Source organism: Burkholderia sp. Ac-20344 (assembly GCF_017104975.1).
In the GTDB taxonomy this organism is placed as follows: Bacteria; Pseudomonadota; Gammaproteobacteria; order Burkholderiales; family Burkholderiaceae; genus Burkholderia.
This window is the reverse complement of record NZ_JAAGPP010000194.1, coordinates 1-14,045: the sequence shown is the minus strand read 5'-3', so window position 1 is coordinate 14,045 and position 14,045 is coordinate 1. Positions and strand designations below refer to the sequence as shown.

Sequence of the window (14,045 nt, the reverse complement as noted above, 5' to 3'; positions counted from 1 at the left end):
TGGTTGCGCTGCGCACCGCCAGGGATTAATTAGTTAGAGAGGCCAGCCGCCCGAGCACGGCGGCGGCCGCCACGAACCGGCCGGCCGGGCGCGCGCGTTGCGCCGCCCCGGCCGGCCCAGCCAGACCGAAACATGTTCAACGTCGTCCTCGTCGCCCCCGAAATTCCGCCGAACACCGGCAACGTGATCCGCCTGTGCGCCAACACGGGCGTGCGCCTGCACCTGATCGAGCCGCTCGGCTTCCCGCTCGACGACGCGCGCATGCGCCGCGCGGGCCTCGACTATCACGAGTATGCGCAGATGCGCGTGCATCGCGACTGGGACGCGTTCGTCGCGGCAGAAGCGCCCGATCCCGCGCGGATGTTCGCGTTCACGACGCGCGGCTCGGGCCGCTTCCACGATCATGCGTTCCTGCCCGGCGACTGGTTCGTGTTCGGCTCGGAAACGCGCGGCCTGCCCGCCGAGCTGCTCGAGCGCTTCCCGAACGAACAGCGCGTGCGCCTGCCGATGCGGCCGGACAATCGCAGCCTGAACCTGTCGAACACGGTCGCGGTGGTCGTGTTCGAGGCGTGGCGCCAGGCCGGCTTCGAAGGCGGCGCATGACGCTTGCGCGGCGCAGCCCGCACCGCGGGACGCGTCACGTCCGCGCGAGCCGTGCGCGATACAGGTCGTAGATGTCGGGAGAAAAGCACGCGAACACCACGCGTGCGAGGTTGGGCGCCTGCGGCAGCATTTCGGCGACGGTGCCCACCGCGATGTCGACGGCTTCCTCTGCCGGATAGCGATAGATGCCGCAGCTGATCGCCGGGAACGCGATCGACGTCGCCGCGACCTCCTCGGCCAGCTCGATCGCGCGCCGGTAGCACGACGCGAGCAGGTCGGCCTCGCCGCGCCCGCCGCCTTGCCACACGGGCCCGACCGCGTGGATCACGTAGCGCGCCGGCAGCCCGTGGCCGCGCGTGAGCTTGGCGTCGCCGGTCTCGCAGCCGCCGAGCGTACGGCATTCGGCAAGCAGGCCGGGGCCGGCCGCGCGGTGGATCGCGCCGTCGACGCCGCCCCCGCCGAGCAGCGAGCCGTTCGCGGCGTTGACGATCGCGTCGACATCGAGCGTCGTGATGTCGACGACCTGCGCATCGAGCGTAGTGGAATGGAGCTGCAGCATGACAACCTCCCGGAACGCCGGAGACTGTTCAAGCGTAGCGCGCTTTGACGCCGCGTGCCCGATGCGAATACGGCGCCAGGCGGCGCCGGGCCGCGCTACTCGGCGCGCGCGTCGCGCCGCAGCAGGCCGCTGACGGCGTCGCGCGGCGCGATGCCGTCGAACAGCACGCCGCACACGGCTTCGGTGATCGGCATTTCGATCGACTGCGCGCGTGCGATGGCCAGCACGGCCTGCGCACAGCGTACGCCTTCGGCCACGTGACCGAGCGCGCCGAGGATATCGTTCAGCGTGCGGCCGGCCGCCAGTTGCAGGCCGACCGTGCGGTTGCGCGACAAGTCGCCGGTTGCAGTGAGGATCAGGTCGCCGAGGCCCGTGAGGCCCGTGAAGGTTTCCGCCCGGCCGCCGAGCGCGACGCCGAGCCGCGACATTTCGGCGAGACCGCGTGTAATCAGTGCGGCGCGCGCGTTCAGCCCGAGACCGAGGCCGTCGGAGATGCCGGTCGCAATCGCGAGCACGTTCTTCACTGCGCCGCCGACCTCGACGCCGACCACGTCGTCGCCTGTATAAATCCGCATCGCGCCGTGGTGGAACGCGGCGAGCGTGCGCTCGCGGCATTCGGCGGACGTGCTCGCCACCGTCAGCGCGACCGGCAGCGACTGCCCGACCTCGCGTGCGAAGCTCGGCCCCGACAGCACCCCGTTGCTGTGCTGTTCGGGCAGTTCGGCCGCGATCACCTGATGCGGCAGCAGATGCGTGTCGGCCTCGAAGCCCTTGCAGACCCAGACGACATGCGCGGGCACGCAGCCGGCGTCGCGCATCGCGTGACACAGCGTGCGCAGCCCGGCCACCGGCGCGGCGATCACGCACAGTGCATCGTCCGCGGCGCCGTGCGCGAGCGCGGCGCCGAGATCGGCGTCGTAGCGCAATGCGTCAGGCAGCGCGATGCCGCCCAGATAGCGGGAATTTTCGTGCCGGGCCTGCAGCCCGGCGATGAGCGCGGCGTCGCGCGCCCACAGAAGCGTGTCGTGCCGCGCGGCCAGATGGCCCGCGAGCGCGGTGCCCCAGGCACCGGCGCCGAGAACGGCTACTTTCATACCCAGCACCGGTCCGAGTGAAACGTCAGTTCAGCGTCGTGCCGTTCGGCGCGCCGGCTGCGGCGCCAGCCTGCTGCTGAAGCTGCGCGAGACGCTGTTCGTACAGCGCCTGGAAGTTGATTTCCGCCAGGTGGATCGGCGGGAAGCCCGCGCGCGTGATCGCGTCGGCGATGTTCGAACGCAGGTACGGGAACAGGATCGTCGGGCATGCGATGCCGACGAGCGGGTCGAGCTGTTCGTCCGGAATGTTGCGAATGTCGAAAATGCCGGCCTGCTTCGCTTCGATCAGGAACGCGACCTTGTCCTTCACCTTCGCGGTGACGGTGCCCGACACGACGACTTCGAACACGCTTTCCGCGAGGCGGTCGGCCTTGACGTCGACTTCGACTTCAACCGACGGCATGTCCTGCTCGAGGAAGATCGCCGGCGAATTCGGCTGCTCGAGCGACATATCCTTCAGGTAGACGCGCTGGATGTTGAAGAACGGTTGGTTTTCGACGTCGGACATGGTGTTTCCCTAAAAGTGGTGACGGGGCGGCCCGGCTTCTCGCCGGCCGCCACGGATGAATCCTGCGCGCCCAAGCCGCGGCGCGGCCGGCGGCCATTCTGCCCTAATCAGGCCGCTTGCAGAAGCGGGGCGAGCCCGCCTTCGCGGTCGAGCTTCGACAGATCGTCGTAGCCGCCGACGTGCGTGTCGCCGATATAGATCTGCGGCACCGTGCGGCGCCCCGTGCGCGTCATCATTTCGTCGCGGCGGGCCGGATCGCGGTCGATCAGCACCTTCTCGATCTGCTCGACACCGCGCAGCTTCAGCAGGCGCTCGGCCTGGATGCAATACGGACACACCTGCGTGCTGTACATCAAAACCTTGTTCACTTCGCCACTCCTTGTTTGACGACCGGCATCCCGGCCTGCTGCCAGGCGGCCACGCCGCCCTCGAGCACGTGCACCTCGGCGTAGCCCGCCGCCTCGACCTCGCGCGCCGCCTTCTGCGACTGCTGGCCATTCTGGCAGACGAGCAGCACCGGCGTGCTCTTGTTCTTCGCAACCTGCGCGATCTTCGCACCGATCTCGCCCGCCGCGACCTGACGCGCCGACGGCAGGTGGCCGGCGGCGAAATCGGATGCGGCGCGCACGTCGATCACGACCGCGTTGCGGCGGTTGATGAGTTGCGTCGCCTCTGCGGCCGACAGGCCGCCGCGGCCGCGGCGCAGCGCGGGCCAGGCCAGCAGGCCGCCGGATACCACCAGGATCGCGATAAGGGCCAGGTTGGTGTAATCGGTAAAGAACGTCACGGAATTCCGCCGGAAAAAGAGAAATCGGATGAGGACAATCCCGGCATTATAAAATAACCGACTCGCGCGATGGCGGGCCCGGGTCGGGTCCTGCACGACGCGCCACCGCTTCCTTCACTACCGACCGCAAGATCCATGTACAAACTCGTTCTCATCCGCCACGGCGAATCGACGTGGAACAAGGAAAACCGCTTCACCGGCTGGGTCGACGTCGACCTGACCGAACAGGGTCGCAACGAGGCCTACCAGGCCGGCGAATTGCTCAAGGAGGCCGGCTACACGTTCGACATCGCGTACACGTCGGTGCTCAAGCGCGCGATCCGCACGCTGTGGCACGTGCAGGACAAGATGGATCTCATGTACCTGCCGGTCGTCCACTCGTGGCGCCTGAACGAGCGCCACTACGGCGCGCTGTCGGGCCTGAACAAGGCGGAAACGGCTGCGAAGTTCGGCGACGACCAGGTGCTCGTGTGGCGCCGCAGCTACGACACGCCGCCGCCCGCGCTCGAACCGACCGACGAACGCGCGCCGTTCAACGACCCGCGCTATGCGAAGGTGCCGCGCGAGCAGCTGCCGCTCACCGAGTGCCTGAAGGACACGGTCGCGCGCGTGCTGCCGCTGTGGAACGAGTCGATCGCCCCGGCGGTCCGCGCCGGCAAGCAGGTGCTGATCGCCGCGCACGGCAACTCGCTGCGCGCGCTGATCAAGTACCTCGACGGCATCTCGGACAGCGACATCGTCGGCCTGAACATCCCGAACGGCGTGCCGCTCGTGTATGAACTCGACGAGAACCTGAAGCCGATCACGCATTATTACCTCGGCGACCAGGACGCGATCGCGCAGGCGCAGGCCGCTGTCGCGAAGCAGGGCAAGGCGGGCTGACGCCTGTCGGCCGGGCGCCGGTGGGCCGCGCCCGGCGCGGCGTGCCCGGCCCCGGCGCTTGCCCGGCATACCGCGCGAACCTTCGCGCCCCGGGCGCTGTCGAATCCGCTTTCGAACCCTCAGCGCGTCCGGCGGCGCCCCGCCGGGCCTTCTCCGGGCCCATTCGACGCTTTTCGCGCCGTTCCACTGAGTTATCGGACGAACAGTTATACTTGTCCGCTCCATCCCCGCTACCGCCACGCGCTTCCCGACCGCACCAGATCTCTATGCGAATGAAATTGAAGAACATCGGCCTGATTGCCGCGGGCCTCGCCACGGGCGTGTTCGCCACGCTGCAGGTTTCCGCATCGGCCGAGCAGACCGCCACGGCGCCGCTTCCCCTCGACCAGCTCCGCCTGTTCGCGGAAGTCTTCGGACAGATCAAGCGCGAGTACGTCGAACCGGTCGACGACAAGAAGCTGCTGACGGCCGCGATCAAGGGCATGGTGTCGAGCCTCGACCCGCACTCGTCGTTCCTCGACAAGACCGACTATGACGAGCTGCAGGAGCAGACGAAGGGCCGCTTCGCGGGTCTCGGCATCGAGATCTCGCAGGAAGACGGCCTCGTCAAGGTGATCTCGCCGATCGAGGATACCCCGGCATTCCGCGCCGGCATCCGTCCGGGCGACCTGATCACCCGCATCAACGACAAGCCGGTGCGCGGCATGACGCTCGACAAGGCCGTCAAGCAGATGCGCGGCGAGCCGGGCACCAAGGTCACGCTGACGATCTTCCGCAAGAGCGACGACCGCACGTTCCCGGTCACGGTCACGCGCGCGATCATCAAGGTCCAGAGCGTGAAGATGAAGATCCTCGATCCGGGCTATGCGTATGTCCGCATCACGAGCTTCCAGGAGCGCACGACGCCCGATCTCGCCGCGAAGCTGCAGGACATCGCGCGCCAGCAGCCGAACCTGAAGGGCCTCGTCCTCGACCTGCGCAACAACGGCGGCGGCCTGCTGCAGAGCGCGGTCGGCGTGGCCGGCGCGTTCCTGCCGCCCGACTCCGTCGTCGTGTCGACCAACGGCCAGATCGCCGATTCGAAGCAGGTCTACCGCGATACGTACGACAACTATCGCCTGCCGTCCTTCGACGGCGATCCGCTGAAGAACCTGCCGCCGGTCTTCAAGACGGTGCCGATGATCGTGCTGACGAACGCCTATTCGGCGTCCGCGTCGGAAATCGTCGCCGGTGCGCTGCAGGATTCGAAGCGCGCGCAGATCATGGGCAAGACGACGTTCGGCAAGGGTTCGGTGCAGACGGTCCGCCCGATGACGGCCGACACCGCGCTGCGCCTGACCACCGCGTACTACTACACGCCGAGCGGCCGTTCGATCCAGAACAAGGGCATCACGCCCGACGTGCCGGTCGATCAGTACGCGGACGGCGATCCGGACGACGTGCTCGTGACGCGCGAGGTCGACTACACGAACCACCTCGCGAACACGCAGGACCCGAACGAGAAGAAGGAACAGGAAGAGCGCGAGCAGCGCCGGATGGATCAGCTGCGCATTCTTGAAGAGCAGAACGACAAGAAGACGCCGGAGCAACGCCAGAAGGATCGCGATCGCAAGCCGATCGAGTTCGGCAGCGCCGACGACTTCATGATGCAGCAGGCGCTCAACAAGCTCGAAGGCAAGCCGGTGCAGGAATCGAAGTCGCTGCTCGCCGAGAGCACGAAGAGCCCGTCCGGCAAGGCTGCGGCGGCCTCGAAGGCATCGGGCGCCAGCGCGAAGCCGGCTTCCGCACCGAAGCCCGCGTCGGCGCCGAAGTAAGCGCCGGCCGGCATCCGACGGGCCATCGCGGGAAGACCGCGATGGCCCGTTTTTCATGCGCGCCTAAAATAACGACACGACCGCCCGCCTCGCCCACGATTCCCCATGAACGACGATCAACTCCTTCGCTACTCCCGTCACATCCTCGTCGACGAAATCGGCATCGAGGCGCAGCAGCGCTTTCTCGATGCGCATGCGATCGTCGTCGGCGCGGGCGGCCTCGGCTCGCCCGCTGCGATGTACCTCGCGGCATCGGGCGTCGGCACGATCACGCTCGTCGACGCCGACACGGTCGACCTCACGAACCTGCAGCGGCAGATCCTGCACGTGACGGCATCGGTCGGCCGCAGCAAGGTCGAATCGGGGCGCGACGCGCTCGCGCAACTGAACCCCGAGGTAACGGTGCACGCGGTCGCCGAGCGCGTCGACGATGCGTGGCTCGACGCGCACGTGCCGCGCGCGACCGTCGTGCTCGACTGCACCGACAACTTCGCGACACGGCACGCGATCAACCGCGCGTGCGTCGCGCACGGCGTGCCGCTCGTATCGGGCGCCGCGTTGCGCTTCGACGGCCAGATCAGCACGTTCGATTTCCGCGACCCGGCCGCGCCCTGCTATGCATGCGTGTTTCCGGAAGACCAGCCGTTCGAGGAAGTCGCGTGCGCGACGATGGGCGTGTTCGCGCCGACGGTCGGGATCATCGGCGCGATGCAGGCCGCCGAGGCGCTGCGCGTGATCGGCGGCATCGGCAAGACGCTCAACGGGCGGCTGATGATGCTCGATTCGCTGCGGATGGAATGGACGACGATGAAGATCGCGCGCCAGGACGACTGCCCCGTGTGCGGGGGCCGGCACTGACGCGCGACGGGCACGCGCCGGGCGGCGCATGCGCGGGTGACACTTCGCTACGGTTTTAGCGGCGCCGCGGGCGCCTACGCGGCCGCGTCCGCGCGCGGCTCGGCGACCGACAGGCGCTGCAGCGCGGCCTGCACTTCCTCCGGCTCGAACGCGGCGAGCACGTCGGCCGTCGGCTTTTCGAGCGCCTTCAGGTGCGCACGCAGGATCTCCTGCTTCACGACGAGCAGCTGGCTCGGGTGCATCGAGAACTCGGTGAGCCCCATCCCGAGCAACAGGCGCGTGAGCGCAGGATCGCCGGCCATTTCCCCGCACACCGACACGGACACGCCCGCGCGCTTCGCTTCGCGCAACGTATAGGCGATCAGGTGCAGCACGGCCGGATGCAGCGGGTCGTACAGGTGCGCGACCGCGTTGTCGGCGCGGTCGATCGCGAGCGTGTACTGGATCAGGTCGTTCGTGCCGATCGACAGGAAATCGAACCGCTTCAGGAACAGCGGCAGCGCGATCGCCGCGGCCGGGATCTCGATCATCGCGCCGATGCGCACGTTCGGATCGTACGCGAGCCCCGCGTCGTCGAGCTGGCGCTTCGCCTCGCGGATCAGGTCGAGCGTCTGGTCGATCTCCTGCGCGTGCGCGAGCATCGGGATCAGGATCTTCACCTGGCCGAACGCGGACGCGCGCAGGATCGCACGCAACTGCGTGAGGAACATCTGCGGCTCGGACAGGCTCCAGCGGATCGCGCGCAGGCCGAGCGCGGGGTTCGGCGCCGTCTCGTAGCCTTCGTCGAGCGCCTCGAGCGGCTTGTCCGCGCCGACGTCGATCGTGCGGATCGTCACCGGCATGCCCTTCATCCACTCGACGGCCCGCTTGTACGCGGCGAACTGCTCCTCCTCCTCCGGCATCTCCTTCTGATGCATGAACAGGAACTCGGAACGGAACAGCCCGACGCCGACCGCGCCGGCCTCGACGGCCGCCTTCGCGTCGTCGGGCAGCTCGATGTTCGCGTACAGGTCGATCTTCGTGCCGCACAACGTTTGCGTCGGCGAGAACTTCAGCCGCTGCAGCTTGCGTTGCTCCAGCAGCTTCTCGGACTGCCGGTACGAATATTCCTCGAGGACGATCGGCGCCGGATCGACGATCACGATGCCCTGGTCGCCGTCGACGATGATCAGGTCGTCCTGGCGGATCAATGCGCTCGCGTGCTGCACGCCGACCGCGGCCGGAATGCCGAGGCTGCGCGCGACGATCGCCGTGTGCGACGTGCGCCCGCCGAGGTCGGTGACGAACGCCTGGAACGACTGCGACTTGAACTGCATCATGTCGGCCGGCGCGATGTCGTGCGCGACGACGATCATCTCGTTCGTGCCGTTCTTGGCCGCGCGGTCGAGCGCCTGCGACGCGGACGGTGCGCCGGCGAGCGCCTTCAGCACGCGCTCGACCACCTGCTCGATGTCGGCCTTGCGCTCGCGCAGGTATTCGTCCTCGATGTCGTCGAAGTGGCGCGTGAGCAGCTCGAGCTGCTCGGTCAGCGCCCACTCGACGTTGTAGCGGCGCGTGCGGATCAGGTCGATGGTTTCCTGCACGAGCATCTCGTCGCTCAGGATCATCGCGTGGACGTCGATGAATGCGCCGACTTCGCTCGGCGTGTCGTCGGCCAGGTCGGCGCGCAGCGCTTCGAGTTCGTGATGCACGGCCTCGAGCGCCGTGCGGAAGCGCTCGACCTCGGCGTCGATCTGGTTTGCGTCGATCAGGTAATGGGCGACGTCGAGCGCCGCCGGCGCGATCAGGTACGCTCGCCCGATCGCGATACCACGTGAGACGGGAATGCCATGCAGCGTGAAGGACACGCGCACCTCCTCTATACAAGTAAAGCCGCGGCACACTGCTGCGATGCGCTTATGACCCCGGTTAGCGATTATAAATTCCGCGACTCCCCGCTGGCTGCATGCACCGCAGCATTGCGCATTCCGCATCAATGCTTCCGGCGAAAAAAATGCCGCGGAATCCGCGGCATTCTGACTGGAAACGGCAACGATCCCGCGCGGGGATCACTGGCCTTCGCCGAACTTGTCCGCGATCAGCTTCAACAGCGCGTCCATCGCTTCCCGCTCGTCGGCCCCTTCGGTCTCGATCGTCACGGTGCTGCCGATGCCCGCCGCCAGCATCATCACGCCCATGATGCTCTTCGCATTGATCTTGCGCCCGTTGCGCGTCATCCAGACTTCCGACTGGAAGTTGCCGGCCAGTTGCGTAAGCTTGGCCGATGCGCGCGCATGGAGCCCCAATTTGTTGACGATGGTGGTTTCTTGTTGAAGCATGATTCTCGGTCGGGTCGGTCGGGGCCGCCGGCGGCGCGCGTCGGCAGTGCGGTCTAAAACGGAAAACGGGAAATCAGTGCGATTCGGTGCGCGGTTGCGGTTCGGGCGGAATCGGTGCGCACTGGCCGCAGCCGGTTTCGGTCGGCGGCGGCGGCGTACCGGCCGACACCTCGTGGACACCCTTCGCACCGCCGGACAGCGCCTTGTCGACCAGCTTGTCGAGCGGCACGGTACGGTAGCAGACGGCCCGCACGAGCATCGGCAGGTTCACGCCCGCCAGCACGCGCACGTTGTCGAGCTTCGCAAGCTGGCCCGCGATGTTCGCGGGCGTCGCGCCGTACATGTCGGTCAGCACGACCACGCCGTTCTCTTCCCTGAGCCGCGCGAGCTCCGCGTGCGCGAACGCCATCACCTGGGTCGGATCGCTGTCCGCCATCACGTCGATACAGCCGATGCGGGCAGGCACGCCGCCATAGATGTGCGCGATGCAATCCCGCAGCGCGGTGGCGAGCGGGGCGTGCGCAATGATCAGGATCCCGGCCATGTCAGATCGCTCCCGGCCGCCCCTGGCGGGCCGACACCCCGCGGCGGGGCAATGAGCTTAGCGAGTGTGGGAAACGTTCCATGTTCAGCCTTGCAACAGTTTCGGCCCGACCGCCGGGCCTTCGGTACGCGATCGCGGCACCGGGCAAGCGGGCATTGTAGCAGGCCGGTCGAACCGCTCCGGCGACGGGGGACCTGCGCGGCCGCCGCCGGGGTTGCGCGGGAGACGGCCTACGCGGCCGCACGCTCCAGCGCGTCGATGAACATCGCGGCGACGTCGAAGCCCGTCTGCTCCATGATCTCGCGGAAGCACGTCGGGCTCGTGACGTTCACCTCGGTCAGCCAGTCGCCGATCGCATCGAGGCCGACCAGCAGCAGCCCGCGCGCCGCGAGCACCGGGCCGAGCGTTTCGGCGATCTCGCGATCGTGCGCGGTCAGCGGCTGCGCGACGCCGAGCCCGCCCGCCGCGAGATTGCCGCGCACCTCGCTGCCCTGCGGAATCCGTGCGAGCGAATACGGCACCGGCTCGCCCGCAATCAGCAGGATGCGCTTGTCGCCTGCCTTGATCTCCGGAATGAACTTCTGGATCATCAGCGAGCGCGTGCCGTCGTGGCCGAGCATCTCGATGATCGCACCGAGATTCATCCCGTCGGCCTTCACGCGGAACACGCCCATCCCGCCCATCCCGTCGAGCGGCTTGACGATCACGTCGCCATGCTCGGCGTGGAAGGCACGCAGGCGAGCCGCATCGCGCGTGACGAGCGTCGGCGCGACGAATTGCGGAAACTCGCCGATCGCGAGCTTTTCCGAGTGATCGCGGATCGACTGCGGCTTGTTGAACACGCGCGCGCCCGCACGCTCGGCGAGCTCGAGCATCCACGTGGCCGTCACGTATTCCATGTCGAACGGCGGATCCTTGCGCATCAGCACCGCACCGAACGACGTCAGCGCACGGGATTCGTGCGCGGCCGCTTCGTACCACGGATGGCGGTGCAGATCGGCCGTGTCGCCGACGATCGTCACGCGCTGCACGTCCGCCTCGACGCCCGAACCCGTCCACGCGAGCTGGTGCGGCTGGCACGCATAAACCGCATGCCCGCGCCGCGCCGCCTCGGCCATCATCGCGTAGGTCGAATCCTTGTAGATCTTGAAGCGCTCGAGCGGGTCGGCGATAAAGAGAATGTCCATGAGGTCCTGTACGTAGCGAAGGTCCGTTACACCTGGATGGCTTCGGGATCGGTCTTTTCCAGTTCGATCGACGACGCGATCAGCGACAGCCGCGCGACGACGCCGTACATGTAGAAACGGTTCGGCGGCGCGGCACCCGGCTTGGCGCCGGCATCCGGCAGCGCGGTGTGCTCGAAGCCGAGCGGCACGTAGTGCATGCCGGGCGCGTTCAGGTTCTGGTCGCGCTCGCGGCCGGCGTGCGTGCGGTAGAAGCCGCCGACCACGTAGCGGTCGATCATGTACACGACGGGCTCCGCGACTTCGTCGCCGACGCGCTCGAACGTATACACGCCTTCCTGCACGATCACGTCGCGCACCGCGAGGCCGGCCTTCGACTCGGCCATCTGCGCGCGCTCGGCCTTCGACATGCGGCCGATCTCGGCCGCGTCGTGCACGGTCATCACGCCGCGCCCCGCCGTGCCGGCGTCGGCCTTCACGACGACGTACGGCTTCTCGCTGATCCCGTATTCGCGGTACTTGCGCGCGATCTTCTTCAGCACGCCGTCGATCGCGTCGGCGAGCGCCTGCTCGCCTTCATGCGCCTGCCAGTCGACCCCTTCCACGTGCGCGAAATACGGATTCACCATCCACGGATCGACGCCGACCATCTTCGCGAACTTCTTCGCGACGTCGTCGTAGCACGAGAAGTGCGTCGACTTGCGGCGCACGGCCCAGCCCGCGTGCAGCGGCGGCAGCAGGTACTGCTCGTGCAGGTTTTCCAGCACGGCCGGGATGCCGGCCGACAGGTCGTTGTTCAGCAGGATCGAGCACGGGTCGAAATTCTTCAGGCCGAGACGGCGCTGCGAACGCTCAAGCGGTTCGAGCACGATCTTCTGGCCGTCGGCCAGCGTGATCGGCGTCATGTCGGTGATGCTCGGGTCGAGCGAGCCGAAGCGCACGTTCAGGCCGGCCTGGCGCATGATCGTCGCAAGGCGTGCGACGTTTTCGAGGTAGAACGCGTTGCGGGTCGGCAGCTCGGGAATCACGAGCAGATTCTTCGCGTCCGGGCAGATCTTCTCGATCGCGGCCATCGCCGCCTGCACGGCGAGCGGCAGCACTTCGGACGGCAGATTGTTGAACGCGCCGGGAAACAGGTTCGCGTCGACGGGCGCCAGCTTGAAGCCGGCGTTGCGCAGGTCCACCGAACAATAGAACGGCGGGGTGTGTTCCTGCCATTCGAGCCTGAACCAGCGTTCGATCGCAGGCGTCGCGTCGAGGATCTTCTGCTCGAGTTCGAGCAGCGGACCGTTCAACGCGGTAACGAGGTGGGGAACCATGAATCACTCGCGAGCGGGAGAATGAAGATTGTAGAGCAATTGCCTTGCCCATTTGGGGATTGTTCCCGGCTTCACAAGGATATGGAGGAAGTTTTCGGCTATTGACCCGATAGAGTGAAGGGTTATCCGCTACGGCAGCGGGTGGCAGGAGAAAAAAAGCCCGCCGGGTGGGCGGGCCGAAGTCGCTGCGCTCATTCGGAGCGGGCGCCGTCGTCGCGGCGGCCCGCCGTTGATTCGTGTGACTTATTCCACGTGCTCGCCGTGCAGGATCACGTCGAGACCTTCGCGCTCTTCCTCTTCGGTCACGCGCAGGCCGATCGCCAGGTCGATCAGCTTCAGCAGCACGAAGCTCAGCACGCCGCTGTAGACCAGCGTGATCAGCACGCCCTTTGCCTGCAGCAGCAGGCTGCCGTCGGCGCCGCCGATGTCCTTGACCGCGAACACGCCGGTCAGCAGCGCGCCGAGAATCCCGCCAATGCCGTGCACGCCGAACGCGTCGAGCGAATCGTCGTAGCCGAGCTTCGACTTGAGCCACGTCGCCGACCAGAAGCAGATCACGCCCGCCGCGATACCGATCACGAGCGCGCCCGCCACGCCGACGAAGCCGGCTGCCGGCGTGATCGCCACGAGACCCGCGACCGCGCCCGACACGATGCCGAGCACCGACGGCTTGCCCTTGGCGATCCACTCGGCGAACATCCAGCCGAGCGCCGCGCACGCCGTCGCGACTTGCGTCGTCAGCATCGCGAAGCCGGCACGGCCGTCGGCCGCGACCGCCGAGCCCGCGTTGAAACCGAACCAGCCGACCCACAGCATCGAGCCGCCGATCATCGTCAGCACGAGGTTGTGCGGCGCCATCGATTCACGACCGTAGCCGACGCGCTTGCCGAGCACGAGGCACGACACGAGGCCCGCGATACCGGCGTTGATGTGCACCACCGTGCCGCCCGCGAAGTCGAGCACGCCGTCCGACGACAGCCAGCCGGTCGGCTCCCACACCATGTGCGCGATCGGCACATAGACGATCAGCGACCAGAGCGTCATGAACACGAGCATCGCCGAGAACTTCATGCGATCGGCGAACGCACCGCAGATCAGGGCCGGCGTGATGATCGCGAACGTCATCTGGTAGACGAAGTAGACCGATTCCGGAATCGTCGTCGCCAGGTGGCTGACGGTCAGCGTCGTGGCCTTGTCGCCCTTGATGTAGGTCATCCCGTGCAGGAACGCACGCGACAGGCCGCCGATGAAGCCGTTGCCCGGCGTGAACGCGAGGCTGTAGCCGACCACCGTCCACAGCACCGTGATCACCGCGGTGATCGCGAAGCTCTGCATCACCGTCGCGAGCACGTTCTTCTTGCGGACCATGCCGGCATAGAACAGCGCGAGGCCGGGGATCGTCATGAACAGCACGAGCGCGGTGGACGTCAGCATCCACGCGGTGTCGCCCGCGCTGATCTTCGACGAATCGACCGAGAACGGGGCGGTCGGCGCAGCCGGGGCAGCCGGCGCGGACGCGGCGGCGGCCGCCGATGCGTCGGTGGCGCCCGAGGCCGGTGCGGCGGCAGCCGTGGC

Annotated in this window: 15 protein-coding genes; 4 read left to right on the top strand and 11 right to left on the bottom strand. The window is 67.5% G+C overall.

Annotation, left to right across the window (positions count from 1 at the left end):
- Positions 1-132: 132 nt before the first annotated feature.
- Complete coding sequence (trmL, locus tag G3N64_RS35085; protein WP_205788246.1) at positions 133-603, top strand: tRNA (uridine(34)/cytosine(34)/5-carboxymethylaminomethyluridine(34)-2'-O)-methyltransferase TrmL; 471 nt, start codon at positions 133-135, stop codon at positions 601-603.
- A gap of 34 nt (positions 604-637) precedes the next feature.
- Here the strand turns inward: trmL and G3N64_RS35080 are convergent, their stop codons facing one another.
- From G3N64_RS35080 to G3N64_RS35060, 5 genes are all read right to left on the bottom strand, one after another.
- On the bottom strand, positions 638-1,162 hold the full coding sequence (locus G3N64_RS35080; RefSeq protein WP_205788245.1) for an O-acetyl-ADP-ribose deacetylase: 525 nt from the start codon (positions 1,160-1,162) through the stop codon (positions 638-640).
- Between the two features lie 95 nt (positions 1,163-1,257).
- Positions 1,258-2,256, bottom strand: a complete 999-nt coding sequence (locus G3N64_RS35075) for an NAD(P)H-dependent glycerol-3-phosphate dehydrogenase (protein ID WP_205788244.1) — start codon at positions 2,254-2,256, stop codon at positions 1,258-1,260.
- A 25-nt stretch (positions 2,257-2,281) separates the two neighbouring features.
- The gene (gene secB / locus G3N64_RS35070; RefSeq protein ID WP_011353285.1) at positions 2,282-2,764 is read right to left on the bottom strand and encodes a protein-export chaperone SecB; all 483 of its coding nucleotides are present in this window, start codon (positions 2,762-2,764) and stop codon (positions 2,282-2,284) included.
- A gap of 107 nt (positions 2,765-2,871) precedes the next feature.
- Entirely contained in the window at positions 2,872-3,132 is a 261-nt protein-coding gene (grxC, locus tag G3N64_RS35065) for a glutaredoxin 3 (RefSeq protein ID WP_205788243.1), read from the bottom strand.
- Positions 3,129-3,551 (bottom strand): rhodanese-like domain-containing protein, encoded by a 423-nt coding sequence (locus G3N64_RS35060; protein WP_021164238.1) that lies wholly within the window; start codon positions 3,549-3,551, stop codon positions 3,129-3,131. Before G3N64_RS35060 ends, grxC begins: the two co-directional genes overlap by 4 nt.
- A 135-nt stretch (positions 3,552-3,686) precedes the next feature.
- Here G3N64_RS35060 and gpmA point away from each other — a divergent pair, with 135 nt between their 5' ends.
- The 3 genes from gpmA to G3N64_RS35045 all read left to right on the top strand — a co-directional run bounded on the left by gpmA (position 3,687) and on the right by G3N64_RS35045 (position 7,105).
- Positions 3,687-4,433, top strand: coding sequence for a 2,3-diphosphoglycerate-dependent phosphoglycerate mutase (gene gpmA, locus G3N64_RS35055; protein ID WP_046544353.1), 747 nt, complete (start codon positions 3,687-3,689; stop codon positions 4,431-4,433).
- 266 nt (positions 4,434-4,699) lie between these two features.
- On the top strand, positions 4,700-6,247 hold the full coding sequence (locus G3N64_RS35050; protein ID WP_205788242.1) for a S41 family peptidase: 1,548 nt from the start codon (positions 4,700-4,702) through the stop codon (positions 6,245-6,247).
- Positions 6,248-6,352: 105 nt separating this feature from the next.
- The gene (locus tag G3N64_RS35045) at positions 6,353-7,105 is read left to right on the top strand and encodes a HesA/MoeB/ThiF family protein (protein WP_205788241.1); all 753 of its coding nucleotides are present in this window, start codon (positions 6,353-6,355) and stop codon (positions 7,103-7,105) included.
- Positions 7,106-7,179: 74 nt separating this feature from the next.
- Here G3N64_RS35045 and ptsP read toward each other — a convergent pair whose 3' ends face one another.
- The 6 genes from ptsP to G3N64_RS35015 form a co-directional block, all read right to left on the bottom strand.
- The gene (ptsP, locus tag G3N64_RS35040; RefSeq protein ID WP_205788240.1) at positions 7,180-8,952 is read right to left on the bottom strand and encodes a phosphoenolpyruvate--protein phosphotransferase; all 1,773 of its coding nucleotides are present in this window, start codon (positions 8,950-8,952) and stop codon (positions 7,180-7,182) included.
- 201 nt (positions 8,953-9,153) lie between these two features.
- Positions 9,154-9,423 (bottom strand): HPr family phosphocarrier protein, encoded by a 270-nt coding sequence (locus tag G3N64_RS35035; protein WP_072437289.1) that lies wholly within the window; start codon positions 9,421-9,423, stop codon positions 9,154-9,156.
- A gap of 73 nt (positions 9,424-9,496) precedes the next feature.
- The gene (locus G3N64_RS35030) at positions 9,497-9,967 is read right to left on the bottom strand and encodes a PTS fructose transporter subunit IIA (protein WP_124474055.1); all 471 of its coding nucleotides are present in this window, start codon (positions 9,965-9,967) and stop codon (positions 9,497-9,499) included.
- A 230-nt stretch (positions 9,968-10,197) separates the two neighbouring features.
- On the bottom strand, positions 10,198-11,154 hold the full coding sequence (gshB, locus tag G3N64_RS35025; protein ID WP_205788239.1) for a glutathione synthase: 957 nt from the start codon (positions 11,152-11,154) through the stop codon (positions 10,198-10,200).
- Between the two features lie 26 nt (positions 11,155-11,180).
- Positions 11,181-12,470: a glutamate--cysteine ligase gene (gshA, locus tag G3N64_RS35020; protein ID WP_011353295.1), complete on the bottom strand. Its 1,290-nt coding sequence runs from the start codon at positions 12,468-12,470 to the stop codon at positions 11,181-11,183.
- Between the two features lie 243 nt (positions 12,471-12,713).
- The coding region (locus tag G3N64_RS35015; protein ID WP_241021362.1) for an ammonium transporter at positions 12,714-14,045 on the bottom strand (1,332 nt) is incomplete at its 5' end.

Excerpts from the sequence above, each read along its gene's own strand:
- G3N64_RS35075 (WP_205788244.1), bottom strand. The coding sequence starts at position 2,256 with ATGAAAGTAGCCGTTCTCGGCGCCGGTGCCTGGGGCACCGCGCTCGCG.
- G3N64_RS35030 (WP_124474055.1), bottom strand. The coding sequence starts at position 9,967 with ATGGCCGGGATCCTGATCATTGCGCACGCCCCGCTCGCCACCGCGCTG.
- gshB (WP_205788239.1), bottom strand. The coding sequence starts at position 11,154 with ATGGACATTCTCTTTATCGCCGACCCGCTCGAGCGCTTCAAGATCTAC.
- G3N64_RS35045 (WP_205788241.1), top strand. The coding sequence starts at position 6,353 with ATGAACGACGATCAACTCCTTCGCTACTCCCGTCACATCCTCGTCGAC.
- gpmA (WP_046544353.1), top strand. The coding sequence starts at position 3,687 with ATGTACAAACTCGTTCTCATCCGCCACGGCGAATCGACGTGGAACAAG.
- G3N64_RS35080 (WP_205788245.1), bottom strand. The coding sequence starts at position 1,162 with ATGCTGCAGCTCCATTCCACTACGCTCGATGCGCAGGTCGTCGACATC.
- G3N64_RS35035 (WP_072437289.1), bottom strand. The coding sequence starts at position 9,423 with ATGCTTCAACAAGAAACCACCATCGTCAACAAATTGGGGCTCCATGCG.
- trmL (WP_205788246.1), top strand. The coding sequence starts at position 133 with ATGTTCAACGTCGTCCTCGTCGCCCCCGAAATTCCGCCGAACACCGGC.
- G3N64_RS35050 (WP_205788242.1), top strand. The coding sequence starts at position 4,700 with ATGCGAATGAAATTGAAGAACATCGGCCTGATTGCCGCGGGCCTCGCC.
- gshA (WP_011353295.1), bottom strand. The coding sequence starts at position 12,470 with ATGGTTCCCCACCTCGTTACCGCGTTGAACGGTCCGCTGCTCGAACTC.
- secB (WP_011353285.1), bottom strand. The coding sequence starts at position 2,764 with ATGTCCGACGTCGAAAACCAACCGTTCTTCAACATCCAGCGCGTCTAC.